This is a genomic window from Psychroserpens sp. NJDZ02, from assembly GCF_004843725.1.
Taxonomy (GTDB): Bacteria; Bacteroidota; Bacteroidia; order Flavobacteriales; family Flavobacteriaceae; genus Olleya.
Genome location: NZ_CP039451.1, coordinates 1,179,369 through 1,202,784, shown reverse-complemented (window position 1 = coordinate 1,202,784; position 23,416 = coordinate 1,179,369). Strand labels below are relative to the sequence as shown.

The following is a 23,416-nucleotide window of genomic DNA, read 5'->3' as shown; positions in this document are numbered from 1 at the left end:
AAAATTTATTTAATTTTAATAGTAAAGAATAATTACCTCTTTTTGTTCGATTAACATATAATCGTAGTGAAAAATTTATTTCTTTTTTTAACATTCTTGGTATTATCTGTTGGTGCTAAAGCGCAACAAAACAATATTGAAGTGGATTCCACAAAAATCACAACACTAGATGAGGTCCTATTGTCTGCTACTAGGGCAAAAGATAAAACGCCTGTTGCTTTTTCCAATATTACAAAAGAAGAGTTAGAGTCAATCAATCTTGGTCAAGATTTACCAGTATTATTAGATCAATTACCATCAGTCGTTACCACGAGTGATGCTGGTGGAGGTGTCGGTTATACAGGGATTAGAGTAAGAGGTAGTGATGCAACACGTGTTAATGTTACTATCAACGGAATACCTTATAATGATCAAGAAAGTCAAGGTACGTTTTGGGTTAACATGCCTGACTTTGTTAGTTCTGTAGAGGATATTCAATTACAACGTGGTGTTGGAACATCTACTAATGGATCTGGTGCCTTTGGTGCAAGTTTAAACTTAAAAACACTTAATCCATCTACAGAAGGTTATGCTACAACAACTAATGTAGTCGGTAGTTTTGGTACTAGAAAGCATAATATTAGTATAGGTTCGGGAATTAAAAATAATTTTTATGCAGAAGCCAGACTATCTAATATACAAAGTGACGGATATATTGATAGAGCTAGAGCAGACTTAAATAGTTATTATGCTGAAGCTGGTTTTGTTAACAAAAACACATCTATTAAGGCTATCGTTTTTGGAGGTAAAGAAGAAACTTATCAGTCTTGGTACGGGACTCCTGAAGCTGTTGTTAATGGTGATTTAGAAGGTGTTCAGGCATTTATTGATAGAAATTATTCAAGTGATGCAGAAGCCGAAAATTTATTAAACTCAGGAAGAACATATAACTTTTATACTTACGATAACGAGATTGATAGCTATCAACAAACACATTACCAATTGCATGCTTCACACCAATTTAACGCGATGTTTTCAGGGAATATTTCTGGAAATTTCACAAGAGGTAAAGGCTATTTTGAGCAATATAAAGATGATGAAGAATTAGGAGACTATTTTCCAAACAATGCTAATGCTTCAGACGAAGGCGATGTTATTAGAAGACGTTGGTTAGATAATAATTTTACTGCAATAGTGTATTCGTTTAATTACAAAAAGGATGAGTTGAATTTATATTTGGGTGGTGGTTATAATTCTTATAAAGGTGATCATTTTGGCGAAGTTATTTGGGATTCATTTGAAACACCAATACCAGTAAGAAGCAATTACTATTTTAGTTATGGAGATAAGGAAGATTTTAATACTTACTTAAAAGCAGAGTACAATATCAATTCAAATTTATTTGCGTTATTGGATTTACAATACAGAACGGTAGATTATGAGTCCGTTGGAACAAGCTCAGATTTACTAGATATTAATGTAAAGGAAACATATAATTTTTTTAATCCAAAAATGGGATTAACGTATAGGATTAATAACAATAGTAATGTTTATGGGTCTTATGCTGTGGGTAACAGAGAGCCAAATCGTGATGATTTAACTAAAAATCCAATCACACCTGTGTCAGAACAATTACATGATTTTGAGGTTGGGTATAAACTGCAAAACGCTAATTTTTACTTAAACGCTAATTTATACTACATGGATTATAAAGATCAATTAGTGTTAACAGGCGATTTAGACGATGTTGGTGACCCAATTAGACAAAATGTTGCTGATAGTTACAGAGCAGGGATAGAGATACAAACAGGATATAAATTATCTGATCAATTTAGAATAGATGCCAACGCAACTTTTAGTCAAAATAAAATTAAAGCGTTTGACTATATTGTTTATGACACACAGTACGATCCTAGTACATATGATACAGTATCTTATGAGGCAGTAGTGACAACGTTTGAGGATACAGATATATCATTTTCTCCAAACGTAATATTTGGTAGTACATTGACATACTCGCCAATTAAAAACGCTAACATCGCTTTGCTATCTAAGTACGTAGGACAGCAATATTTAGATAATACATCAAGTGAGAGTAAAAATATGGATGGTTATTTTGTAAACAATTTAAATGTGTCATATAGCATTAAACCAACATGGATTAAAGAAATCGCATTTAACGTTTTAATTAATAATGTTTTTAATAACAAATACGTTTCTAATGGTTATACGTATAGTTATTATTACAGACCTGAAAATTCAACGGATACACCAATCACAGAAAATTTTTATTACCCACAAGCAACTACTAACTTTTTAGCAGGTGTAACCTTAAAATTTTAATCACTAATTTTTAATCAACCGTTAAAAGCATCTCTTTTTTGGAGGTGCTTTTTTTAGTTATTAAACACTCTAATAACGTTTCCGTTAACTTCTACAAAATAGGGTTTTAAACTAAATTGACCATTAGTGCCATCAAACGGAACTCCATTTACAATGTTATAACTATTGCCGTCTTCACAATTACAGGTGGCAGAAATGCCTTCTACGTTTAGTGATGAGCAGTTGGAAGGTGCATGATTAGGGTCTGTAATTTCAAATGCGCTATATTGGTTGTTTCCTGCACTATATATAACAATACCATTATAACCAAACCCATTTAATACCAAATGGCCACTAGGAAATTGTAGATCGTTATACTGCGGTAATGTTGTGTTTATCGAGTTTAAAGTGTCAAAAGCGATATTGGGGATAAAGTTATTGGTGTTGTCATCATCATTTTTTTGACAAGACAAAACTAAAATAGAACAGAAAATAAGTGTGAATAAAGGCTTTAACATATAAAGTTTAATAGTTTTTAGAAATGCAATTTACAACAATTACAATGTTGAATTAATTATTTTGTATATTTGTAACACTAAATCTCGTGTCGACGAGATTTTTGTGTTTAGCGCTAAATTGTTTTAGCGTCTTTTTATTTAAACGAAATAAATATGAGTAAAGTATCTTATTATACAGCAGAAGGATTAAAAAAGTTGCGTGCAGAGTTAAAGCAGCTTAAAGATGTCGAACGTGTTAAAGCATCCAGAGCTATTGCGGAAGCAAGAGATAAAGGTGATTTGAGTGAAAATGCGGAATACGATGCAGCTAAAGAGGCACAAGGTATGCTAGAAATGCGTATTTCTAAATTAGAAGATCAAATGGCTGGTGCGCGTGTTATTGACGAGTCACAGATGGATGCATCAAAAATACTAGTATTATCTAAAGTGAAAATCAAAAACCAAACTAATGGTATGGAAATGAACTATACGTTAGTTGCAGATGGTGAAGCGGATTTGGCTTCTGGGAAAATATCTGTAAATAGTCCAATTGGTCAAGGGTTGTTGGGTAAAACTGTTGGTGATGTTGCTGAAATACAAGTGCCAAATGGGACAATAAAATTTGATATTATTGAAATTAGTAGATAATAGCCCTATTTTAAATTTTCGCTATAGCGGAAATAATGAATAATATAATAATTTAAAGATTCCTGTTTATTCTGATATAAATTTCAGTTTAGCAGGAATCTTTTTTTATCTTTAGTTTTTAAACCGAAACAAATATGGCTTCTATTTTTACAAAAATAGTCAATGGAGAAATCCCGTGTTACAAAGTAGCAGAAACAGAATATTTCTTAGCGTTTTTAGATGTTAATCCAAATGCAAAAGGACATACACTGTGTATTCCAAAAAAAGAAGTTAATAAAGTGTTTGATCTAGACGAGGAAACTTACATTGGTTTAATGCGATTTTCTAGACAAGTAGCCATTGCTTTAGAGAAAGCAGTGCCTTGCAAACGTGTAGGGATGAGTGTTATTGGTTTAGAAGTACCACATGTACACGTGCATTTAATTCCTTTAAATTCGATGGATGACGCTAGGTTTATTAATAAAGTGTCTTTGGAAAAAGAAGAGTTTGAAACGTTAGCAAAAGCTATTAGTGCTAACTTAAAAACTGATTTAAGTTAAAGTCATAATAATTAAAGCTGCTACAGCAACAACTATAACAACCGCCGCAATAATTAAAACCCAAAAACGACTTTTGTATTTTTTTGATGGTTTTTTAGGTTGGAAAGCCTTCATTTGATAGTCGTAAACACGCTCAATTGCATCCGTCCATCTTGCAGGGTATATTGGTGTATTGCATATGGTACAGTTCATTTCTGTATTTACTTCCTGAGTAATACTTTTATAAAAAGAAGTTTCAATAAAAAGTTGTTTAAAAGTCAACTGTAAGCCTTTAGTGCTAAAGCACTCAGGGCAATTGTTGTTTAAATCAATCGTTTTTATTGTTATTAATCTTTCTGACATTTATGTTATTTTTAAGCTAATCTGCATAGTTGTTCCTTTGTCTTTCTCAGAGTTTAAAACTTTGATGCGTCCATTGTGGAAATCTTCAACAATTCGTTTTGCTAAAGACAATCCAAGTCCCCAGCCACGTTTTTTTGTCGTATAACCGGGTTCAAAGATAGTGTTAAATTCGTTTTTATTAATCCCTTTTCCAGTATCTGTTACAGTAATCTTTACTTGTTCTTCAAGTTGACTTATAGTCAGCTGTAAATCACCTTTCCCTTTCATAGCATCAATGGCATTTTTTACTAAATTTTCAATGGTCCAACCATATAACTGTTTGTTTAGGTTAACATAAATTGGGTGTTTTGGGGTTTCAATATTAAAGTTTACCAGTTTAGAAGATCGTGTTTTTAAATAATCATATGCCTCTCGAGTTTCTTCTATAATATCTAACTTTTCTAAAGTTGGAAGTGATCCTATTTTGCTAAAACGCTCGGTTATGGTTTGTAAACGATGGATGTCTTTTTCAATTTCTAAAATATATTCTGGATTTGTATCTTCCATTTTTAAAATCTCTGTCCAACCCATTAATGAGGATAAAGGGGTTCCTATTTGATGGGCGGTTTCTTTCGCCATTCCTGACCATAATTTATTCTGAGTTGCTATTTTCGAACTGCGGTAAAAAAAGTAAACGACTGCGGCAAACAGTACTATAATTAATAAAAGCGCTAGAGGGTAATATTTTAATTTGTTTAATAATGGCGAATTTCCGTAATATAATGTGGATAAGATTTTATTATTATATTTGATTTCAATGGGCCTGTTTTCGCTCTTAAACTGTTCTATTAACTGCTTTAGATAGTTTGGTTTTTTAGCTTTTTGTTCATCTATATTTCTATGATCTAAACCGCCTTCAGCAAATTCTATAATCATGGGGGTTGTCGTATTGCTTTCTAAAATTTGAAGAGGTAAGTTGCCCATTGTACCATTTAAATCTATGGTTTCTGCAATATCTTTTTGAGCAAAAGACCAATTTTGCATTTTAATACGTTCTTCAGCTTTAAATTTTTGAAAAAACACATAGGTATTCCATAAAATTAAGGAGATGATAGCAAACGAGGCAATAATAATAATCCAGCGGATAAGCTGGCGATGTTTTGTAAAAAACATGATGTTAATTTTTGTTGTTAATATAATGCAATTCTGTTAATAATATTGTGGAGGTTGAGTAGTAATTACCTTTTAGTTAGATCTTAGATTATGTATTTTTGTGTAAATTAAATTGTCAACTATGTTATCTTTTACTCCTCAAGAATTTTCGACTGCTAAATTACATGGGTATTTACTTAGTGCTGTGGCACCTAGGCCGATTGCCTTTGCTAGTACAATAGATGCTGATGGTAATCCAAACTTATCACCATTTAGTTTTTTTAATGTTTTTAGCGCCAATCCACCTATTTTAATTTTTTCGCCAGCAAGACGGGTTAGAGATAATACAACAAAGCATACATTGCATAATGCAGAGTTAACTAAGGAGGTTGTAATTAATGTTGTTAATTATGACATTGTACAGCAGATGTCTTTAAGTAGTACCGAATATGGAGAAGGTGTCAACGAGTTTGATAAGGCTGGTTTAACAATGCTTAAATCAGATTTAGTAAAACCATTTAGGGTAGCAGAGAGTCCTGTGCAAATGGAATGCAAGGTTAACGAGATTGTAAAGTTAGGAACAGAAGGAGGGGCAGGAAATTTAATAATCTGTGAAGTAGTTAAGATGCATGTTTCAGAGGCTGTTTTAGATAAAAGTGGAGCAATTGACCAAAATAAATTGGACTTAGTATCTAGAGCGGGAGGTAGCTATTATAGTCGTGCTAAATCTGGTTTTTTCGAAATTCCAAAACCACTATCGACATTAGGAATAGGTGTTGATGCTTTACCGAAAGCGATCAGAGAAAGTACTGTTTTAACAGGAAATGATTTGGGACTTTTAGGGAATGTTGAAAACTTCCCTGAGGAAAAAAGCGTTTTGGCTTTTAAAACCCAACATAATTTAAGTTCTTTGTCGACTGATAAAAAACATCAAAAAGCAAAAGACTTTTTAAGTTTTAATGACGTGGAAAGTGCTTGGAAAGTATTATTATCGTAAATTAACGATACCAAATTAGACGAATATTTAATAATTATATAGAAAATGGAAGTACAAGGGAAAGTAAAGTTATTAGGAGAAACACAAAGTTTTGGTAGCAACGGGTTTAGAAAAAGAGAATTAGTAGTAACTACAGAAGAACAATATCCACAACATATTTTAGTAGAGTTTGTTCAAGATAAATGTGATTTATTAAACAATTACCAAGTTGGACAGGATGTTAAAGTAAACATCAATTTACGTGGTAGAGAATGGGTTAATCCTCAAGGAGAAACTAAATATTTTAACTCGATCCAAGGATGGAGAATTGAAGGAGTACAAGCTGGAGCAGCACCTCAAGGTATGCCGGAAGTGCCACCAGCACAAGCTTTTGAGCCTGCTAAAGATGTTAAATCTGAAGATCACGACGATTTACCATTCTAGTATGATCGGTTCTGTTTAAACAGAATGCTTATAAATATAACCTCAATACATCAAGCTATTGAGGTTTTTTTATTTTATACCTTTATCTTTTGGATTTCTATTTATGCATTAGCTTATAATATATTTTATACATGGACTTTTTAAATAACAACAATAGCTTTCCTGATGTGTCCAAAGCAACCGAAGATGGTTTGTTGGCAGTTGGCGGGGACCTAAGTGCGGTACGTTTATTATCAGCTTATAAAAAAGGAATTTTCCCTTGGTTTGAAGACGATAATACTATTTTATGGTGGTCTCCTGATCCTAGATTTGTATTGTTTCCTGAAGATTTAAAAGTCTCTAAAAGTATGAGACAAGTGTTGCGTAATTCTGATTTTGAAGTTACAGTTAATAAGGACTTTGGATCTGTGATTAAAGCTTGCGCCGCATCTAAAAGACCAGGGCAAGATGATACTTGGATTACTAAAGGAATGATAGAAGCATATACGACACTGAATGAATTAGGTTATGCTAAATCTATAGAGGTTTGGTTAGATAAAGAGTTGGTCGGTGGTTTGTATGGTGTAGATTTAGGTAATGGTGTTTTTTGTGGAGAGAGTATGTTTACAAAAGTTAGTAATGCTAGTAAAGTAGGTTTTATTAGTTTTATTCAAAATACAGATTACAAACTTATAGATTGCCAGGTGTATACTAATCATTTGGAGAGTCTAGGGGCAATTGATATGCCTCGCGATCAGTTTTTGGAGTATTTAGGTTAAACTTGGTCATATCTAAAACAGGCGGTTTCATGGTCGTTAACCATTCCGACAGCTTGCATAAAGGCATAAATAACGGTTGAGCCTACAAACTTGAAACCTCGTTTTTTTAAATCTTTACTTAGTGCGTCACTTAAGGGCGTGTTTGCTGGAGCGTCTTTATAATATTCAACTTTATTTTTGATGGGTTTTTCGTTGACATAGGCCCATAAATAAGTACTAAAACTTCCAAATTCTTGTTGGATGTCCATAAATAATTGGGCATTGGTAATTGTTGCATTTACCTTTAACTTATTCCTTATAATACCTGCATTTTGAAGTAATTCAGCTTTTTTGGTGTCATTATATTTTGCTATTTTTTTATAGTTAAATTGATCAAAAGCATCAAAAAAGTTAGTACGTTTGCGTAAAATGGTAATCCAACTCAAGCCTGCTTGAAAGGTTTCTAAAATTAGAAACTCGAAAAGTGTGGCATCATCATAGACGGGACTTCCCCATTCTTTATCATGATATGCCTCGTAAAGCGGGTCTCCAACACACCATCCACATTTATGTTTTGTCATTGTAAGGTTTTTTTTATAATCTCTACTAATGTAACAACAGTAACTTAAAAATCATAATAGTTACTGTATTTTTATACAATGGAAACAACAACACACTCAGATATTAAAAAAATTATTCAGGATAGCTTAACTAGAAGTATGAGTTATGCTGATTATAGAACTTTAGTTTCGACTTTAGTCGAAAGCAATGCTAACACAGGAAACGAAGTGACTGAAGCTTTAGCAAACTATACTATGTTAAATGATAGACGCATGAAGCGTTGGGATAAAACGGTTAAGATAGATGAAGGATTAACAGATTCTATTAAAAGTAAGACATTAAACCAAACGTGGATCATCATTACCGAAAGTTGGTGTGGAGATGCTGCGCATGTTATGCCGGTAATTAATAAGATAGCCTCACTAAATGATGGTATTAGCTTTAGAGTGGTCTTAAGAGATCAAAATGAAGCATTGATGGACCAGTTTTTGACTAACGGTTCTAGGTCTATTGCTAAGTTAATTATTTTGGATAACACAAGTGATGAGGTTTTAGCCACTTATGGCCCAAGACCAACGACAGCAACTGCATTGGTAAAATATTATAAGGCAACACATGGTAGTTTGACACCAGAGTTTAAAGAAGACTTACAAAAGTGGTATAATAAAGATAAAGGACAAACGGTTATTGCTGATTTGGTCCCTTTATTGGGGTAAACAATATTTGATTTAAATCTATCTATTTAATTTTAGTTTAGGGACTTTAATTTTATGGTGCGGAATTAAATGGAATCAACGCTCCTCTTATTTATTTAAGGGGAGTTTTTATTTTAATCCTATAGTAAAACGCGCGAAATCTGTTTTTAGAGGATTTTAAAGCTTAGTTATAGTAATTATTTTCCTTTAAATTCAAAAGTAATAGATCCTGTCTGTTTAGGTTTTGACGAGTTATCAAACTTTGCTTCTTTTGCGTATTCTAAAGCATGTTCTTTTAAGCAAGCATTTTTTGAAGTAGACGATTTACTGATAGAGGCATTCACAACAGTACCGTTATTATTTACAGTAATATTTACTACTATTTTACCTTTGGCATCACATAAATAAATGGGGATGGGTAAAGATCTATCAGATCTTCCTTCTAAAGAGTAGTAAATCGAACTATTTGTGTTTGCAAGGTTACTTTGTTTTGAGTTTTTACTTTGAGAACGTTTATTTAATATCTCATTAACACTATTAAAATCAGTTAACGTTTTTTCTGAAATGGACGAGTTACCAGTGGTCTTTTCAGAAGATTGGTCCTCTTCAATACTATTTTTATAAGTTTCTAATTTAGGATTGGTGTAGTCTTCCGGAGGCGCAATGGGTTTGTAGGCATCTGCATAATGTTCGAAATTTTCAGATTTATTAAAGGCTTTGTTTGTCGATTGGCTATTTTCTTGTGGCGCAAGATCTTCTTCTGTTGCCTCTTCTACATCGTCAGTCATGACCTCTGCGACCATTTCAGTCTCATATCCAGTTTCACGTTTGTCAGTATTCATTTTAAGAGCAGTCATATTTATTAATGACAGGATTAAAGTCCCGATAATTAAAAAAGTAATAGCTAGCGCTTTTTGAGAATTGTTAAGTGTCATTTAAGATGGAGTCAAATAAATATAAAGGTGTTCATCAGGGTGTTAGTATGTTATATACGTCAATTAATGATGTTAAGGTTGTAAATTAATCTTTTTTCGGGAGTTTTTGGATAAAATCTTCTATAGAAAGCCCGTCTTTAACATCAAAATCTCCAATTTTAGTACGGCGTAAAGCTGATAAATGGCCACCGGAATTTAGTGCTTTTCCAAAATCGTTTGCTAATGATCGGATATAAGTTCCTTTACTGCAAACCGCTCTAAAGTCTATATTAAGACCGTCAATTTTAGTAATCTCGAATTGCTCGATAGTTATTTTTCTAGACTTAATGTCGACAGTTTCTCCAGCTCTTGCGTATTCATATAGCCGTTTGCCTTCTTTTTTAAGGGCGGAAAATATTGGTGGAAATTGATCGATCTCTCCAATAAACCGTTGGGTCGTATCGTGTATTAGTTGCGCTGTAATATGAGTCGTTTCAAAAGTCTCGTTAATTTCAGTTTCTAAATCGTAAGACGGTGTTGTGCTACCTAATACAATAGTTCCCGTATATTCTTTAATCTGACCTTGAAAGGAGTCGATTTGTTTGGTCATTTTACCTGTGCAAATCACTAATAATCCTGTTGCTAAAGGATCTAAAGTACCGGCATGACCAACTTTTATTTTTTTAATATTGAAAGCCTGACGAATTTCCCAACGTAATTTATTTACCGCCTGAAACGACGTCCAGGTTAAAGGTTTGTCTATTAATAATACTTGTCCAGCTTGATAATCGTCTCCAGTCATTTGTTTAGTTTAAAAAAGAAAAAGTGATAGCAATTACTCCAACAATGGCACAGTAAATAGCAAAATAAGACAGTTTGCTTTTCTTAACCAAGCTAATCATCCAAGTGCAAGCAAATAAACCAGCAACAAAAGCAGCAATAAAACCTGCGGACATTGCAGTGATGTTTTGACTTTCAAAGTTGAGATCGCCACCTAAAATATCTTTAGCTATTTTTCCGAAAATTAAAGGAACAACCATTAAGAAAGAAAAACGCGCCGCTTTAGTTTTATCGTTTCCTAGTAACACAGAGGTTGATATAGTCGCGCCGCTTCTAGAAATACCTGGTAGCATGGCGATGGCTTGAGAAATCCCAATTATAAAAGCATTTTTAAAAGAGACATTTTTTGTTGTATTCTTAGCTTTGTCAGCAAAATATAAAAGGACAGCTGTAACTAATAACATGCAACCTACTAATAGGATGCTACCTCCAAATAGTTGTTCTAATTGTTCTTCAAAAAACAAACCTACTAAAACTGCAGGAAGCATTGAGATTATAATTTTGGTAACAAATTTGGTATCTTCATTCCATTTAAAAGAAAATAACCCTTTTAGTATTTCTAAAATGTCTTTTCTAAAAATAACAATGGTACTTAGTGCAGTTGCAAAGTGAAGTACTACTGTAAACAAAAGGCTTTCTTCAGGTATACTATTATCACCTAAAATAGCTTTACCTAATTCTAAGTGACCACTTGAAGATACGGGAAGAAACTCGGTTAATCCCTGTACAATACCTAATATAATTGAGTCGATAATATCCATTGGACAAAAGTATTAAAATACTATGACCAATTGGTGGTTTGACGTTGAAATTTAATAATGAAACTCAGTTAAGACTAAGTCGGAAATGTTTAGTCTGATTTAGGTCTTGACAGTATAGCATATACTTGTACACCAAATCCAATGATAACTAAAGCAGGTGCAAGACGTATACGTCTCCAGCTAAAAATAGCATCACTAAACACGTTAGGATCATCGCTACCTCCTCCAGACATTAAAATAAAGCCTAAAGCAATAATAGCTAGGCCAATAAACATAAATTTATAATTATGCTTTCCAAATATTGGTTGTTGGCTTACAATAAGTTTATTGTTTTCAGTTTTTTGTCTCAATGTTGTGTCGGTGTTAATTCATTACAAATTTAAACTTTTTAAGTTAATCGCTAATAAACTTAACATGTTGTTTTTTTACAATTGCGGTTTCTACTTGTGCAATTTTAGTTTCAAATTTAGGTGTAGATGTTGCTATATAAGCAACAATAGCGACCATACCTATAAATACAAATGTGATTCGTCTCATAATCGTTAGTTTTAGATTAAATAATCAGTTAGAGTATTAATTGGTCAATAGCGAATTGTTTTATTGGTTATGTAAATATAATGTGGTTCAGTGTAAAGTAGTGTTAATGATTTAGTTAAACAGTGTTAAATTAGTACAGTTGGTCTGTTTTTAGATTTAAAAAACGCTGTGTGGCAAAATGAGTGCTTATCCAGGTGATAATAATACCTAAGAAGAAAATTATTAAAAATAAACCTCCAATTAATATTGGGCTTTGGCGTAAGTTTAATTCAGGAAAAGCTTTGTCGACGTAAAATACAATAAACCCTAAACCTATTAAGGCTATAATTGCACCTAAAACGCCAAGTTTAATGCTTTTCCAAACAAAAGGGCGGCGTATAAAGCGTTTGGTTGCACCCACCATTTGCATGGTTTTAATAGTAAATCGTTTAGCATAAACAGATAATCTAATGGAACTATTAATAAGTAACACTGCGATTAAAGTAAAAATGGCACTTAGTAATAAAACCCAGAAGCTTATTTTCTTAACGCGACTATTCATTAAGGTGACCAAGTCTTTGTCGTACCTAACCTCGTCAACAAAACCTTTTTCTAGAGCCGTTTCTGCTAATTCTTCTAATTTTTCAGCAGTTACAAAGTCTGCTTTTAGGTTAACATCAATATTATTCTGTAAAGGATTAAAACCTAAAAAAGCCATAAAATCTTCGCCGTTTTCTGCTTTCATAGACTCGGCAGCTTGCTCTTTAGAGATATAAACAGTCGATTTTACGTAATCTGCCAAGGCTAAGCTTTTTTCTAGCTGCTTAACTTCGACCTCTTTGGCATTATCTTTTAAATAGATAGTAACCGTCACCTGTTCTTTAAACAAGTCTGCAACCTTTTTAGCGTTTAGTACTAAAAGGCCTAGTATACCTAGTAAAAATAAGACTAAAGCAATACTTAGTACTACAGAAAAGTAAGACGAAATTAATCTACGTTTTTGATATCTTTCAAAAGAAGAGCTCATAAATTGATGTTAGTTTATAATGTAAAAATACAAAAGAAAAACGAAACCTATTCATATAATCTATAATTACAACGTCAAACTTTTAATAGTCTTATAATAAGTTTAAATTTGTTGCTTAATTAAGCGGAAAAACACAAAAATGCAATACCATTTTAACGACATCGAAGCCAAATGGCAAAAATATTGGGCAGAAAACCAAACGTTCAAAGCCTCAAATAATAGCGACAAACCAAAATATTATGTTTTGGACATGTTTCCTTATCCTTCTGGAGCGGGATTACACGTGGGACATCCATTAGGTTATATTGCTAGTGATATTTATGCCCGTTACAAACGTCATAAAGGTTTTAATGTATTGCATCCGCAAGGGTATGATAGTTTTGGTTTGCCTGCAGAACAATATGCGATCCAAACGGGTCAACATCCTGCAATTACAACAGAAACGAATATAAAAACATACAGAAGACAATTAGATCAAATTGGTTTTAGTTTTGACTGGAGTCGTGAGGTGCGTACATCAACACCTGAGTATTACAAATGGACACAGTGGATTTTTATTCAATTATTTGAATCTTGGTATAATAACGATTCTAATAAGGCGGAAGACATTTCTACATTAGTTGCTCAATTTTCTACTGAAGGAAATGCTAACGTTAATGCCGTTTGTGATGATAATATCGAGGTGTTTACTGCGGAGCAATGGAATGCTTTTGATTCTAAAAAACAACAAGAAATACTATTACAATATAGACTAACGTATTTAGCTGAAACGGAAGTCAACTGGTGTCCTGCTTTAGGAACCGTTTTAGCAAATGACGAAATAGTTAATGGTGTGTCAGAACGTGGTGGTCACCCTGTAATGCGAAAAAAAATGACGCAATGGAGTATGCGTATTTCTGCTTACGCAGAACGTTTGCTACAAGGATTAGACACTATAGATTGGACAGATTCACTTAAAGAAAGTCAACGTAATTGGATTGGGAAATCTGTTGGAGCATCCGTGACTTTTAATGTTAAAATGACTAGTGAGATGCTGAAACAAGTTCAGCATGACGCACCGCAACGTCATTCCGAACTAGTTTCGGAATCCCATCCTCTAAAAATTGATGTATTCACAACAAGACCTGACACCATTTTCGGAGTAAGTTTTATGACACTGGCTCCAGAGCATGAGTTAGTGCAAACCATAACTACACCAGAACAAAAAGCAGAGGTTGATGCTTATATTTTAGCAACTGCAAAACGAAGCGAACGGGATCGTATGGCAGATGTAAAAACCATTTCTGGTGCATTTACAGGGGCTTATGCAGAGCACCCTTTTAGTAAAGAGCCAATTCCAATTTGGATTGGAGATTATGTTTTAGCAGGTTACGGTACAGGAGCAGTAATGTCCGTCCCTTGTGGTGATCAACGTGATTACGATTTTGCTAAGCATTTTGATATCGCGATTCCGAATGTGTTTGAAGACGCTGTTATATCTAAAGAAGCATTTGCGTCTAAAGATAATGTGGTTATCGCAAACAGTGATTTCCTTAACGGGATGAGCTATAAAAAAGCATCAAAACGTGCTATTTACGATTTGGAGCAAATGGGGCAAGGTGAAGGGAAAACAAATTACAGATTACGTGATGCTGTATTTTCTAGACAACGGTATTGGGGAGAACCTTTTCCTGTATACTACGTCAACGGAATGCCACAAATGATTGATAAAGCACATTTACCAATTACATTACCTGAAGTAGAAAAATATTTACCAACCGAAACTGGAGAGCCACCATTAGGTCGTGCAGAGGTTTGGGCTTGGGATACTAATACCAATACAGTGGTGTCAAATGACAACCTGAGTGCAGTCGAAGGTGAGGATAACGGGATTTACCCTTTAGAACTAAATACCATGCCGGGTTGGGCAGGAAGCTCTTGGTATTTCTTTAGTTATATGGAAGAAAAAGCCAAAAGAGGCGAGGACTTTGCTAGTCAAGATGCCCTTAACTATTGGGAAAATGTAGATTTATATATTGGTGGTAGTGAGCATGCCACAGGACATTTATTATACTCTCGTTTTTGGACTAAGTTTTTAAAAGATAGAGAATTTGTTGGAGTAGATGAGCCTTTCAAAAAGTTGATTAATCAAGGAATGATTCTTGGGACTAGTGCTTTTGTTTATAGGCTACATTATACAGGGACATATCACAAAAGCACATTGCAATTCGAAATGGGATCTAATGTTTATGTACCTTTTACAATGATTGAAAGTCTAAAAAATGGCTCAAGTTATAAACGAGTTCATAAAAATGATAATAATCCATTATTAGAAGAACTTAAAATTCACTTAAAAAAAGATTTATCAATACTGTCTGATATTGAAATATTTGAAATACAGATTGCACTAATTCACGTAAAAGTACAATACGTAAATGCTTCAGATGAATTAAATATAGAGGATTTAAAGAATGATGCCGAATTTGGAGCAGATTATAAAGATGCTGAATTCATTTTAGAGGATGGTGTTTATAAAGTCGGTCGCGAAGTCGAAAAGATGTCTAAATCCAAGTATAATGTTGTTAGTCCAGATGCTATTTGCGAGCAATATGGAGCAGACAGTTTACGTTTGTACGAAATGTTTTTAGGACCATTAGAACAAGCTAAGCCTTGGAATACTGCGGGTATTACAGGCGTTCATGGTTTCCTTAAAAAGCTATGGAAATTATATATTGGAGAAACGGGGTTAATTGTAAATGATGCAGCGCCAACAAAAGACAACTTAAAAACATTACATAAAACCATTAAAAAAGTACAGGAGGATATTGAGAATTTTTCTTTTAATACGTCTGTATCTACCTTTATGATTGCTGTTAACGAGTTGACTGCACAAAAATGTACAAGCAAAGAAGTGTTAGAGCCTTTATTGGTGTTATTATCGCCTTATGCACCACATATTACTGAAGAATTATATAGTCAATTAGGTAATCAAGACTCAATTGCTACTGCACCATTTCCGATATTTGAGGCGAGTCATTTAGTAGAAAGTAGTAAGAATTATCCAATTTCGTTTAACGGAAAAATGCGTTTTACGTTAGAGTTACCAATGGATATGTCTAAAGACGAAATTGAAAAAGCAGTTATGGCTAATGAAAAAACCATTGCGCAATTGGATGGACGTACACCTAAAAAAATAATTGTAGTGCCAGGTAAGATTGTAAATATAGTTGGGTAATTAGGAGGCAAACGTCATTGCGAGGCACGAAGCAATCTCTTTATTGAGATAACAATTAAGATAATTAATAGAATAAGACAGGCCTGAGTAATCAGGTCTTGTCAGTTCGAGTCAAGTGCTTTTTCAGTATTTTGTATCGAGAATCAACAGAATAACACAATTTCAAAAAAAAATAAAAACCTACAAGTCATGAAAAATATAAGTTTAGTTTTTGCCTTGTTTTTATGCTTAGCATGTAACAAAAAAGAGGAAGTTAAAGTTGTTGAAATCTCCTGTGGTCAGTGTCAGTTTGGCTTAACTTCTGAGGATGGTTGTAGTCTAGCTGTTCGATTTGATGACAAAGCCTATTTTGTTGATGGTGCAGATATTGATGATTTTGGAGATGCGCACGCTGAAGGGACTGGTTTTTGCGAAGTGATTAGAAAAGCTGAGGTCACGGGAGTAGTAATGGATAATCGTTTTAAAGCAAATAATGTAAAAATGTTAGACTAGTTTTTTATTTAACCGTCATTACGAGGATCGAAGTAATCTTATAAATGGAAGAGGTGAAATATCGCGATACAATTTGCTCGTGCCTCACAAACCACTTGATGTGGCGTTTTGTTTATCGGTGTATTAGTGTTTGTGGTCTTGTAATAGTTTAAGCTTTATATTAGATTCAGTAAGACCGGGTAATGACCGCAAGAGTAATCAGGTCACGTCAGTTCGAGTGAAATGCTTTTTTTGCATTTAGTATCGAGAACTATTGTTTTGAGGACATCTCGATACAATTTGCTCGTGCCTTACAAACCACTCGATGTGACGTTGTGTTTATCGATATGTTAGTGTTTGTGGTCTTGTAATAGTTTAAGCTTTATGTTAGATTCAGTAAGACCGGATAATGACCGCAAGAGTAATCAGGTCACGTCAGTTCGAGTGAAATGCTTTTTCAGCATTTAGTATCGAGAACTATTGTTTTAAGGACATCTCGATACAATTTGTTCGTGCCTCACAAACCACTCGATGTGACGTTATGTTTATCGTTATGTTTGTTTTGGAGTTATGGTTATTAGTGAAGTTATATATCAAAGTCTATATTAGATTGAGTAGAACAAATTGAGTAGAAAAAGATAACAGAAGCGAGAGTAATCAGGTCACGTCAGTTCGAGTGAAATGCTTTTTTTGCATTTTGTATCGAGAACTATTGTTTTGAGGACATCTCGATACAATTTGCTCGTGCCTCACAAATCACTCGATGTGACGTTGTGTTTATCGTTATGTTAACATGTTAGTTATGTTGAGTAGTGATGTAATAACTTAAAATCTATATTAGATTAAGTAAGACTAGATAACAGAAGTAAGAGTAATCAGGTCACGTCAGTTGGAGTGAAATGCTTTTTCTGCATTTTGTATCGAGAACTATTGTTTTGAAGACATTTCGATACAATTAAATACTACCGAGAATTAAAAAGAACTAAGTTTAAAAAATATTTTAATGAAAAAGAAACTCATCTTACTACTTTTCCCTATTATAACGTGGTCACAATCTTATGTTGGTCATGTTGGTGATTTACCTATTCATTTAGAATTAGATATTGATGAAGATCAAAATAATGATGGTTCAGGACAAAGGGTAGATGGCTTTTATTTTTACGATTCTAAACTAATTAGTATTCCGTTAAGAGGTGTTTTTAGTCAGGATACTATTACGGTCGTTGATGGTTGGTTCTATTTTGAAGATAAGGTTGGTGACGCCAAGGAGGTGTTTAGATTACAAAAAAAAGAGACTCAGTTAATTGGTGTATTACAGCTTAAAAAACAAGCGTATAGTGTTGTTTTAACCGAAACAAAACAAGATCCCATTGCTAGTTTTAGAATCCCAAGACTAACTTTTGAAAAAGATAGTGTCAGTACTTATCAAGAGAAACAACTTATCTGGTTTCATGAGAAATTTTCTAAGACACAATTTTTTAGATTGGGTAATGGGTATAGCAAAGCACAGAGAGCGATGTTTAATCCTATTTTAGATTCACTACATCTTAAAGATGCAAAAGCTATGTTAGATTGTAACTCTTTTGAATTTTCAATAGAAATTAATCGTAGTGATAATCGCTTTATAAGCTTCACAAAATACTACAGTGCTTATTGTGGTGGAGCGCATCCATTTCGTGGAGGTATTGGCTATACTTTTGACTTAACAACACTTCGAGAGGTTGATAGTATTGAAACATTATATCCTGATGTTGATTTTTTTCAAGTATTAAAAACTAAATATTATGATCCAACTGACGAGAATCAAGATGAGTGTGATGAATTTGTCGATGAGTCCACTTGGGATTATAAACGATGGAATTTGACAGCAGAAGGTGTTTTGTTAACGCCGACTTATCCACACGTTATGAAAGCTTGTGAAGGGGATTATTTTTTAAGTTATGATGAAATAAAAAACTAATAAACAACTGCGTTTCAAAAAGTGGATAAAATAAAAAATGACAGTCGATTTAATTAAATCAACTGTCATTTTTTTTAATATTAAAATAAGTAGAAGTTACTTATTCTTTTTTTGATGGTCCTTCTTCGATCTCTTTTTTAGGTTGAGGTAAGGTTTTGAAATAGTCCTCAAACGCTTTAACATTATAAGGCTTGTTGATTATTTTTTTGTTCTTATCTAAAACAAAATAACTTGGGGTTGCCTTTACATTATAATTGTCTCCAATGGGGTTGTCCCATTTTCCTTCGCCAAAAACATGATAAAATTCTGGAAATTTATACGTCATGTCTTTCCATCTGTAGCGGTCTTCATCTAAAGCAATTGCTATGACTTTTAATTGACTATCTTCTAGAGTTTCAACTAGCTTATGCAGTTCTGGTATCTCGTCTAAACAATGTGAACATGTCGTACTCCAAAAAACAACTAGATAGTTGTTAGCTTCTTCTAAATCATGCATTTTTTTTGTAGTAGCTTCACCGTCTTCATCATAAATAATAATTTCAAAATCAGGCCCGATATTACCAACAGAAGCATTTTTGAAGTAATTTAGATCATTAACCAGTTCGGTGTCATTTGCTGTTTTTGCAATATCTAATAAATAAGCGTTTGCAATGTGATTAGCTACAGGTTCATTTTCTTCAATTGCAAATTGGGACCATAAAATTTCTAATAGAATTTTCTTTACTTTAGGATTATTTCCAATAGCTTTTTCTACTGTATTAATATTAGTGATGTAGGATGCGTTTTTGTCCTCGTTATCAACAAAATTAAATACATAGTTTAAGGTCGCTTCAATTAAAAAATTTGAATTTTGAAGTATCGGATTACCAAAATTGATATGCTTAAAATAGTTGTTTTTAGCATTTTCCGTAAAGGTCTTAGCATCTATTAAATTTTCTGGTATATAAGGTTGACTGGCCGTTATAAAGTTAAGGACTAATTTGCCTTCGGCTGCTTTTTCAAATTCGGACTGTGTTGTACTAAGTATCTCAATAATTTTTTTAAAATCTCTCTGTTTTTTTCCTCCGGAAGTGTAAAAAGCATTTAGGCTCTGACCAATCATAGACATGCTGTTGTTGTATGAGTCCCATAGTTTGTTTTCGTCAGAGGTTATAAACTCTAAACCTTTTTCTAAGTCGAAGGTCAATTCAATATCCTCATTATTATATAACAGGTCAAAATTATACTCATCTTGAGGTTGCGCATAAACAATGCGGTAGGTTCCTGGTGCTTGATTTTTTTTTAGATTGAATACAAAACTCCCATCTTCTGAAATATCGGTATTGTCCACAAAAATTGAGGTATCAGCTGTAACGTGATATAAAAACGCGAACTTAAATTGTTCTGCTGGAGTAAAAGTTCCTTTTATTGTGTTTTGTGCCGCTATAAAATTGGGTAATATAGCTAATAAAAAAAATATTTTTTTATACATTATTTATGGTTTTTCTATTATAATTTCAAAAACTATTCCAAAATTGGATTTAAGGCGTTTAGGGCCTTTTTTACTGTTTTAATGTTGTCAAAGGTAAGTAATAAACGCAAGCCATTTCTAGTCTGTTTTTCTTTCATTTTACAAGCCTGAGGGTGTGACTGTACGTATTTTAAGAGTTTGGTGAAATTAGGACTTTGGTAAAAGCTACTTTGTTGGTCATTTATAAAGTAACTAATAAGTTTACCTTGCTTCATTATTACTTTTTCCATACCTAATTTAGTCGCGATCCATTTGATGCGTACACTATTAATTAAGTCTATAACTTGGATTGGTAACTCTCCAAAACGGTCTGAAAGTTGTGTTTCAAATTCTGCTAATTCCGCTTCAGTTTTGAAATTGTTTAATTGAGTATAAAGGTTTAAACGCTCTGCAATATTATTAACATAATCGTCTGGGAATAGTAGCTCAAAATCGGTATCTATTGTAATATCTTTAACGTATTCTTTGTTTTCTAAAGGTTCGTTGTAAAGGTCTTTAAATTCGTTTTCTTTAAGCTCTTCAATCGCTTCGTTTAGTATTTTTTGGTAAGTATCAAAACCGATTTCATTAATAAAACCACTTTGTTCACCTCCCAATAAATCTCCAGCACCACGGATTTCTAAATCTTTCATGGCGATATTAAAACCACTACCTAGTTCTGTAAACTGCTCTAATGCTTGGATACGTTTTCTGGCGTCATCAGTCATTGCCGAGTATTCTGGTGTTATAAAATAACAGAATGCTTTTTTGTTACTTCGTCCAACACGTCCACGCATTTGGTGTAAGTCACTTAATCCAAAATTATTAGCGTTATTGATAAAAATAGTATTGGCATTTGGGACGTCTAATCCACTTTCTATAATGGTAGTACTGACTAAAACATCAAAATCACCATCCATAAAGCCTAGCATTAAGCTTTCTAGTTTTTTACCTTCTAATTGCCCATGTCCAATACCGATTTTTGCATCTGGTACTAAACGCTGTATCATACCAGCAACTTCTTTAATGTTTTCTATACGATTATGAATAAAAAAGATCTGGCCACCACGTTCTATTTCATAACTTACAGCATCCCTAATAGCTTCTTCTGTAAATCGTATAACATTACTTTCTATAGGATAACGATTTGGTGGAGGCGTGGTGATCACCGATAAATCTCTAGCTGCCATTAAGCTAAACTGTAATGTTCTTGGTATTGGTGTGGCTGTAAGCGTTAAAACGTCTACATTATCTTTTAGCGTTTTTAGCTTTTCTTTAACGGCAACTCCAAACTTTTGCTCTTCGTCGACAATTAATAATCCTAAGTCTTTAAATTTTACATTTTTACTTGCTAGTTGATGCGTACCTATGATGATATCTACATGTCCTTTTTCTAGCTTTTCTAAGGTGTCTTTTTTCTGTTTAGCTGTTCTAAAACGGTTGACATAATCCACCGTTACAGGAAAGTCTTTTAAACGTTCTGAAAAAGTTTTATGATGTTGAAACGCTAATATGGTTGTAGGTACTAAAATAGCAACCTGCTTTCCATTATCAACAGCTTTAAATGCGGCACGTATCGCAACTTCTGTTTTTCCAAAACCAACATCACCACAAATTAAGCGATCCATTGGACGCTCGCTTTCCATATCGACTTTTATGTCTGCTGTCGCGGTAATTTGGTCGGGAGTATCTTCATAAATAAAAGAAGCCTCTAATTCGTGTTGTAAATAGCTGTCCTGTTTATATTGGTATCCTTTCTCTAGTTTACGTTTAGCATATAGTTTAATTAAGTTGAAAGCAACGTGCTTAACTCTAGATTTTGTTTTTTCTTTAAGTGTTTTCCAAGCTTTACTACCTAGTTTATAAACTTTTGGTGGTTTACCATCCTTACCATTAAATTTAGTTATTTTATGAAGAGAGTGTATGCTTAAATATAAGACGTCGCGCTCTCCGTAAACCAATTTTATAGCTTCTTGTTTTTTACCTTCGACATCTATTTTTTGAAGTCCACCAAATTTTCCAATTCCATGATCTATATGTGTTACATAGTCTCCAATATCAAGATTAGTTAAGTCTTTTAAGGTGATGGCTTGCTTTTTAGCGTAACCATTTTTTACATGAAATTTATGATAGCGTTCAAAAATTTGGTGATCTGTATAAACGACTAATTTATTGTCATGGTCGACAAACCCTTGGTATAATGACAATGTTATTGTTTGGTAATGTACATCTTGTTCGACATCGTCAAAAATATCATGAAAACGTTTTGCTTGCTGCTCGCTAACACAAGCAATATAATTGGTGTAATCGTTATTGTGATTACTGTTTAAATTGTCTATTAATAAATTAAACTGCTTGTTAAAAGCAGGTTGAGGCGAGGTGTTGTGTTGTATGGTTTCGGTAGTGTTAAAAACGGTATCTGTACCAAACTCTACTAAGGTAAAGTCTAACAGTTGTTTTTTAAGTTCGGCAGCATTACAGAATAACTCTGATGGTTTTGCGTGTTTTATGTCTGGATTGAGGTTTACAAAAGCAGCAATTGCTTTATCAAAAAAGTCATCAATCCTATCAAAAGTCAAATCGAAGTTTTTACCAAAAACGACAGTTTTTTGTGCAATATATTTTAAAAAGCTTTGCCTGGACTCGTCCATTAACTTATTAGCAACGTTGGGAATGACGCTAATTTTTTTTATCTGTTCTGTTGATAATTGCGTTTCGACATCAAAAGTTCTAATACTGTCTACTTCGTCTCCAAAAAACTCGATACGATAGGGCTCGTCATGAGAGAAAGAAAATACATCTACAATTCCACCACGTACAGAAAATTCTCCTGGTTCTGTAACAAAATCAACGCGTTTAAATTTGTATTCAAACAGAATTTCGTTGACAAAATCTATTGATAAGCTATCGTTTACTGTAATTTTTAGGGTATTACGTTCTAGTTCTTTTCTGGTGACTACTTTTTCAAATAGCGCATCAGGATAAGTAACTATAATTGCGGGTTTTTTACGCGAGTTAATACGGTTTAAGACTTCAGACCGTAACAATACATTAGCATTATCAGTTTCTTCTATTTGATAAGGTCTACGGTAGCTCCCTGGATAAAAGAGGACGTCTGTTTTGTTTACGAGTTGCTCTAAATCGTTGAGGTAAAAGGCAGCTTCTTCTTTATCATTAAAAATAAGTAAAAAAGGAAGGTCACTATTTTTAAACGTTTGTGTTATAGCGTAGGATAGGGAAGAGCCTACTAAACCTTTTAAATGTGTCTTACTTTGGGTTTGGGCTATAGCAGTATGAAGTTTTTGCAATTGCAAAGACTTTAAATAGGTCTGCGAGATTACGTTTTTACTCAC

At 33.4% G+C, this 23,416-nt stretch carries 22 protein-coding genes; 10 read left to right on the top strand and 12 right to left on the bottom strand.

What is annotated here, in order from left to right; translation table 11 throughout:
- The first annotated feature begins 66 nt into the window (after window positions 1–66).
- On the top strand, window positions 67–2,322 hold the full coding sequence (locus E9099_RS05375) for a TonB-dependent receptor (protein ID WP_136582672.1): 2,256 nt from the start codon (window positions 67–69) through the stop codon (window positions 2,320–2,322).
- A 53-nt stretch (window positions 2,323–2,375) separates the two neighbouring features.
- Here the strand turns inward: E9099_RS05375 and E9099_RS05370 are convergent, their stop codons facing one another.
- Entirely contained in the window at window positions 2,376–2,819 is a 444-nt protein-coding gene (locus E9099_RS05370) for a hypothetical protein (protein WP_136582671.1), read from the bottom strand.
- A 153-nt stretch (window positions 2,820–2,972) separates the two neighbouring features.
- Between E9099_RS05370 and greA the strand changes: the two genes are divergently transcribed.
- Together greA and E9099_RS05360 are read left to right on the top strand one after the other, a co-directional pair.
- Window positions 2,973–3,446, top strand: coding sequence for a transcription elongation factor GreA (gene greA, locus E9099_RS05365; RefSeq protein ID WP_136582670.1), 474 nt, complete (start codon window positions 2,973–2,975; stop codon window positions 3,444–3,446).
- A 134-nt stretch (window positions 3,447–3,580) separates the two neighbouring features.
- Complete coding sequence (locus E9099_RS05360) at window positions 3,581–3,985, top strand: HIT family protein (protein ID WP_136582669.1); 405 nt, start codon at window positions 3,581–3,583, stop codon at window positions 3,983–3,985.
- On the opposite strand, the gene E9099_RS05355 is transcribed toward E9099_RS05360, so the two are convergent.
- Both E9099_RS05355 and E9099_RS05350 read right to left on the bottom strand, forming a co-directional pair.
- Window positions 3,977–4,327 carry a hypothetical protein gene (locus E9099_RS05355; protein ID WP_136582668.1) on the bottom strand — a complete coding sequence of 117 codons (351 nt, stop codon included), beginning with the start codon at window positions 4,325–4,327 and terminating at the stop codon, window positions 3,977–3,979. The genes E9099_RS05360 and E9099_RS05355 overlap by 9 nt on opposite strands.
- A complete protein-coding gene (locus tag E9099_RS05350; RefSeq protein WP_136582667.1) occupies window positions 4,328–5,479 on the bottom strand; it encodes a sensor histidine kinase in 1,152 nt (383 codons plus the stop codon).
- A 121-nt stretch (window positions 5,480–5,600) separates the two neighbouring features.
- Here E9099_RS05350 and E9099_RS05345 point away from each other — a divergent pair, with 121 nt between their 5' ends.
- The 3 genes from E9099_RS05345 (at window position 5,601) to aat (ending at window position 7,636) form a co-directional block, all read left to right on the top strand.
- Window positions 5,601–6,455, top strand: coding sequence for a flavin reductase family protein (locus E9099_RS05345; protein ID WP_136582666.1), 855 nt, complete (start codon window positions 5,601–5,603; stop codon window positions 6,453–6,455).
- A 45-nt stretch (window positions 6,456–6,500) separates the two neighbouring features.
- Window positions 6,501–6,878 (top strand): DUF3127 domain-containing protein, encoded by a 378-nt coding sequence (locus E9099_RS05340; RefSeq protein ID WP_136582665.1) that lies wholly within the window; start codon window positions 6,501–6,503, stop codon window positions 6,876–6,878.
- A gap of 131 nt (window positions 6,879–7,009) precedes the next feature.
- Complete coding sequence (aat, locus tag E9099_RS05335; protein WP_136582664.1) at window positions 7,010–7,636, top strand: leucyl/phenylalanyl-tRNA--protein transferase; 627 nt, start codon at window positions 7,010–7,012, stop codon at window positions 7,634–7,636.
- Here the strand turns inward: aat and E9099_RS05330 are convergent.
- Window positions 7,633–8,196: a DNA-3-methyladenine glycosylase I gene (locus E9099_RS05330; protein ID WP_136582663.1), complete on the bottom strand. Its 564-nt coding sequence runs from the start codon at window positions 8,194–8,196 to the stop codon at window positions 7,633–7,635. The two genes, aat and E9099_RS05330, sit on opposite strands and share 4 nt — an antisense overlap.
- A 78-nt stretch (window positions 8,197–8,274) precedes the next feature.
- On the opposite strand from E9099_RS05330, the gene E9099_RS05325 reads away from it, so the two are divergent.
- A complete protein-coding gene (locus E9099_RS05325; RefSeq protein WP_136582662.1) occupies window positions 8,275–8,892 on the top strand; it encodes a thioredoxin family protein in 618 nt (205 codons plus the stop codon).
- Window positions 8,893–9,068: 176 nt separating this feature from the next.
- On the opposite strand, the gene E9099_RS05320 is transcribed toward E9099_RS05325, so the two are convergent.
- The 6 genes from E9099_RS05320 to E9099_RS05300 all read right to left on the bottom strand — a co-directional run bounded on the left by E9099_RS05320 (window position 9,069) and on the right by E9099_RS05300 (window position 12,929).
- Window positions 9,069–9,806: an energy transducer TonB gene (locus E9099_RS05320; RefSeq protein ID WP_136582661.1), complete on the bottom strand. Its 738-nt coding sequence runs from the start codon at window positions 9,804–9,806 to the stop codon at window positions 9,069–9,071.
- An 85-nt stretch (window positions 9,807–9,891) separates the two neighbouring features.
- Window positions 9,892–10,587 carry a tRNA pseudouridine(55) synthase TruB gene (truB, locus tag E9099_RS05315; protein WP_136582660.1) on the bottom strand — a complete coding sequence of 232 codons (696 nt, stop codon included), beginning with the start codon at window positions 10,585–10,587 and terminating at the stop codon, window positions 9,892–9,894.
- 4 nt (window positions 10,588–10,591) lie between these two features.
- Window positions 10,592–11,386, bottom strand: coding sequence for an undecaprenyl-diphosphate phosphatase (locus E9099_RS05310; RefSeq protein WP_136582659.1), 795 nt, complete (start codon window positions 11,384–11,386; stop codon window positions 10,592–10,594).
- An 89-nt stretch (window positions 11,387–11,475) separates the two neighbouring features.
- Entirely contained in the window at window positions 11,476–11,736 is a 261-nt protein-coding gene (locus E9099_RS05305; protein ID WP_136582658.1) for a DUF3098 domain-containing protein, read from the bottom strand.
- A 43-nt stretch (window positions 11,737–11,779) separates the two neighbouring features.
- On the bottom strand, window positions 11,780–11,923 hold the full coding sequence (locus E9099_RS19140; protein ID WP_168800718.1) for a hypothetical protein: 144 nt from the start codon (window positions 11,921–11,923) through the stop codon (window positions 11,780–11,782).
- A gap of 130 nt (window positions 11,924–12,053) precedes the next feature.
- The gene (locus E9099_RS05300) at window positions 12,054–12,929 is read right to left on the bottom strand and encodes a cell division protein FtsX (RefSeq protein WP_136582657.1); all 876 of its coding nucleotides are present in this window, start codon (window positions 12,927–12,929) and stop codon (window positions 12,054–12,056) included.
- A gap of 139 nt (window positions 12,930–13,068) precedes the next feature.
- On the opposite strand from E9099_RS05300, the gene E9099_RS05295 reads away from it, so the two are divergent.
- From E9099_RS05295 to E9099_RS05285, 3 genes are all read left to right on the top strand, one after another.
- Window positions 13,069–16,143 (top strand): leucine--tRNA ligase, encoded by a 3,075-nt coding sequence (locus tag E9099_RS05295; RefSeq protein WP_136582656.1) that lies wholly within the window; start codon window positions 13,069–13,071, stop codon window positions 16,141–16,143.
- 189 nt (window positions 16,144–16,332) lie between these two features.
- Window positions 16,333–16,635 (top strand): DUF6370 family protein, encoded by a 303-nt coding sequence (locus E9099_RS05290; protein WP_136582655.1) that lies wholly within the window; start codon window positions 16,333–16,335, stop codon window positions 16,633–16,635.
- Between the two features lie 982 nt (window positions 16,636–17,617).
- Window positions 17,618–18,574, top strand: a complete 957-nt coding sequence (locus E9099_RS05285) for a hypothetical protein (protein WP_136582654.1) — start codon at window positions 17,618–17,620, stop codon at window positions 18,572–18,574.
- A 100-nt stretch (window positions 18,575–18,674) separates the two neighbouring features.
- Here E9099_RS05285 and E9099_RS05280 read toward each other — a convergent pair whose 3' ends face one another.
- Window positions 18,675–20,045, bottom strand: coding sequence for a TlpA family protein disulfide reductase (locus E9099_RS05280; protein WP_136582653.1), 1,371 nt, complete (start codon window positions 20,043–20,045; stop codon window positions 18,675–18,677).
- Between the two features lie 32 nt (window positions 20,046–20,077).
- Entirely contained in the window at window positions 20,078–23,416 is a 3,339-nt protein-coding gene (gene mfd / locus E9099_RS05275) for a transcription-repair coupling factor (protein ID WP_136582652.1), read from the bottom strand.

What these genes read in the sequence shown, in the direction of transcription:
- E9099_RS05280 (WP_136582653.1), bottom strand. Translation starts at nt 20,045, where the DNA reads ATGTATAAAAAAATATTTTTTTTATTAGCTATATTACCCAATTTTATA.
- aat (WP_136582664.1), top strand. Translation starts at nt 7,010, where the DNA reads ATGGACTTTTTAAATAACAACAATAGCTTTCCTGATGTGTCCAAAGCA.
- E9099_RS05325 (WP_136582662.1), top strand. Translation starts at nt 8,275, where the DNA reads ATGGAAACAACAACACACTCAGATATTAAAAAAATTATTCAGGATAGC.
- E9099_RS05330 (WP_136582663.1), bottom strand. Translation starts at nt 8,196, where the DNA reads ATGACAAAACATAAATGTGGATGGTGTGTTGGAGACCCGCTTTACGAG.
- E9099_RS05285 (WP_136582654.1), top strand. Translation starts at nt 17,618, where the DNA reads ATGAAAAAGAAACTCATCTTACTACTTTTCCCTATTATAACGTGGTCA.
- E9099_RS05350 (WP_136582667.1), bottom strand. Translation starts at nt 5,479, where the DNA reads ATGTTTTTTACAAAACATCGCCAGCTTATCCGCTGGATTATTATTATT.
- E9099_RS05340 (WP_136582665.1), top strand. Translation starts at nt 6,501, where the DNA reads ATGGAAGTACAAGGGAAAGTAAAGTTATTAGGAGAAACACAAAGTTTT.
- E9099_RS05360 (WP_136582669.1), top strand. Translation starts at nt 3,581, where the DNA reads ATGGCTTCTATTTTTACAAAAATAGTCAATGGAGAAATCCCGTGTTAC.
- E9099_RS19140 (WP_168800718.1), bottom strand. Translation starts at nt 11,923, where the DNA reads ATGAGACGAATCACATTTGTATTTATAGGTATGGTCGCTATTGTTGCT.
- E9099_RS05370 (WP_136582671.1), bottom strand. Translation starts at nt 2,819, where the DNA reads ATGTTAAAGCCTTTATTCACACTTATTTTCTGTTCTATTTTAGTTTTG.
- E9099_RS05345 (WP_136582666.1), top strand. Translation starts at nt 5,601, where the DNA reads ATGTTATCTTTTACTCCTCAAGAATTTTCGACTGCTAAATTACATGGG.
- E9099_RS05290 (WP_136582655.1), top strand. Translation starts at nt 16,333, where the DNA reads ATGAAAAATATAAGTTTAGTTTTTGCCTTGTTTTTATGCTTAGCATGT.
- E9099_RS05310 (WP_136582659.1), bottom strand. Translation starts at nt 11,386, where the DNA reads ATGGATATTATCGACTCAATTATATTAGGTATTGTACAGGGATTAACC.
- greA (WP_136582670.1), top strand. Translation starts at nt 2,973, where the DNA reads ATGAGTAAAGTATCTTATTATACAGCAGAAGGATTAAAAAAGTTGCGT.
- E9099_RS05300 (WP_136582657.1), bottom strand. Translation starts at nt 12,929, where the DNA reads ATGAGCTCTTCTTTTGAAAGATATCAAAAACGTAGATTAATTTCGTCT.
- E9099_RS05355 (WP_136582668.1), bottom strand. Translation starts at nt 4,327, where the DNA reads ATGTCAGAAAGATTAATAACAATAAAAACGATTGATTTAAACAACAAT.
- E9099_RS05320 (WP_136582661.1), bottom strand. Translation starts at nt 9,806, where the DNA reads ATGACACTTAACAATTCTCAAAAAGCGCTAGCTATTACTTTTTTAATT.
- truB (WP_136582660.1), bottom strand. Translation starts at nt 10,587, where the DNA reads ATGACTGGAGACGATTATCAAGCTGGACAAGTATTATTAATAGACAAA.
- E9099_RS05295 (WP_136582656.1), top strand. Translation starts at nt 13,069, where the DNA reads ATGCAATACCATTTTAACGACATCGAAGCCAAATGGCAAAAATATTGG.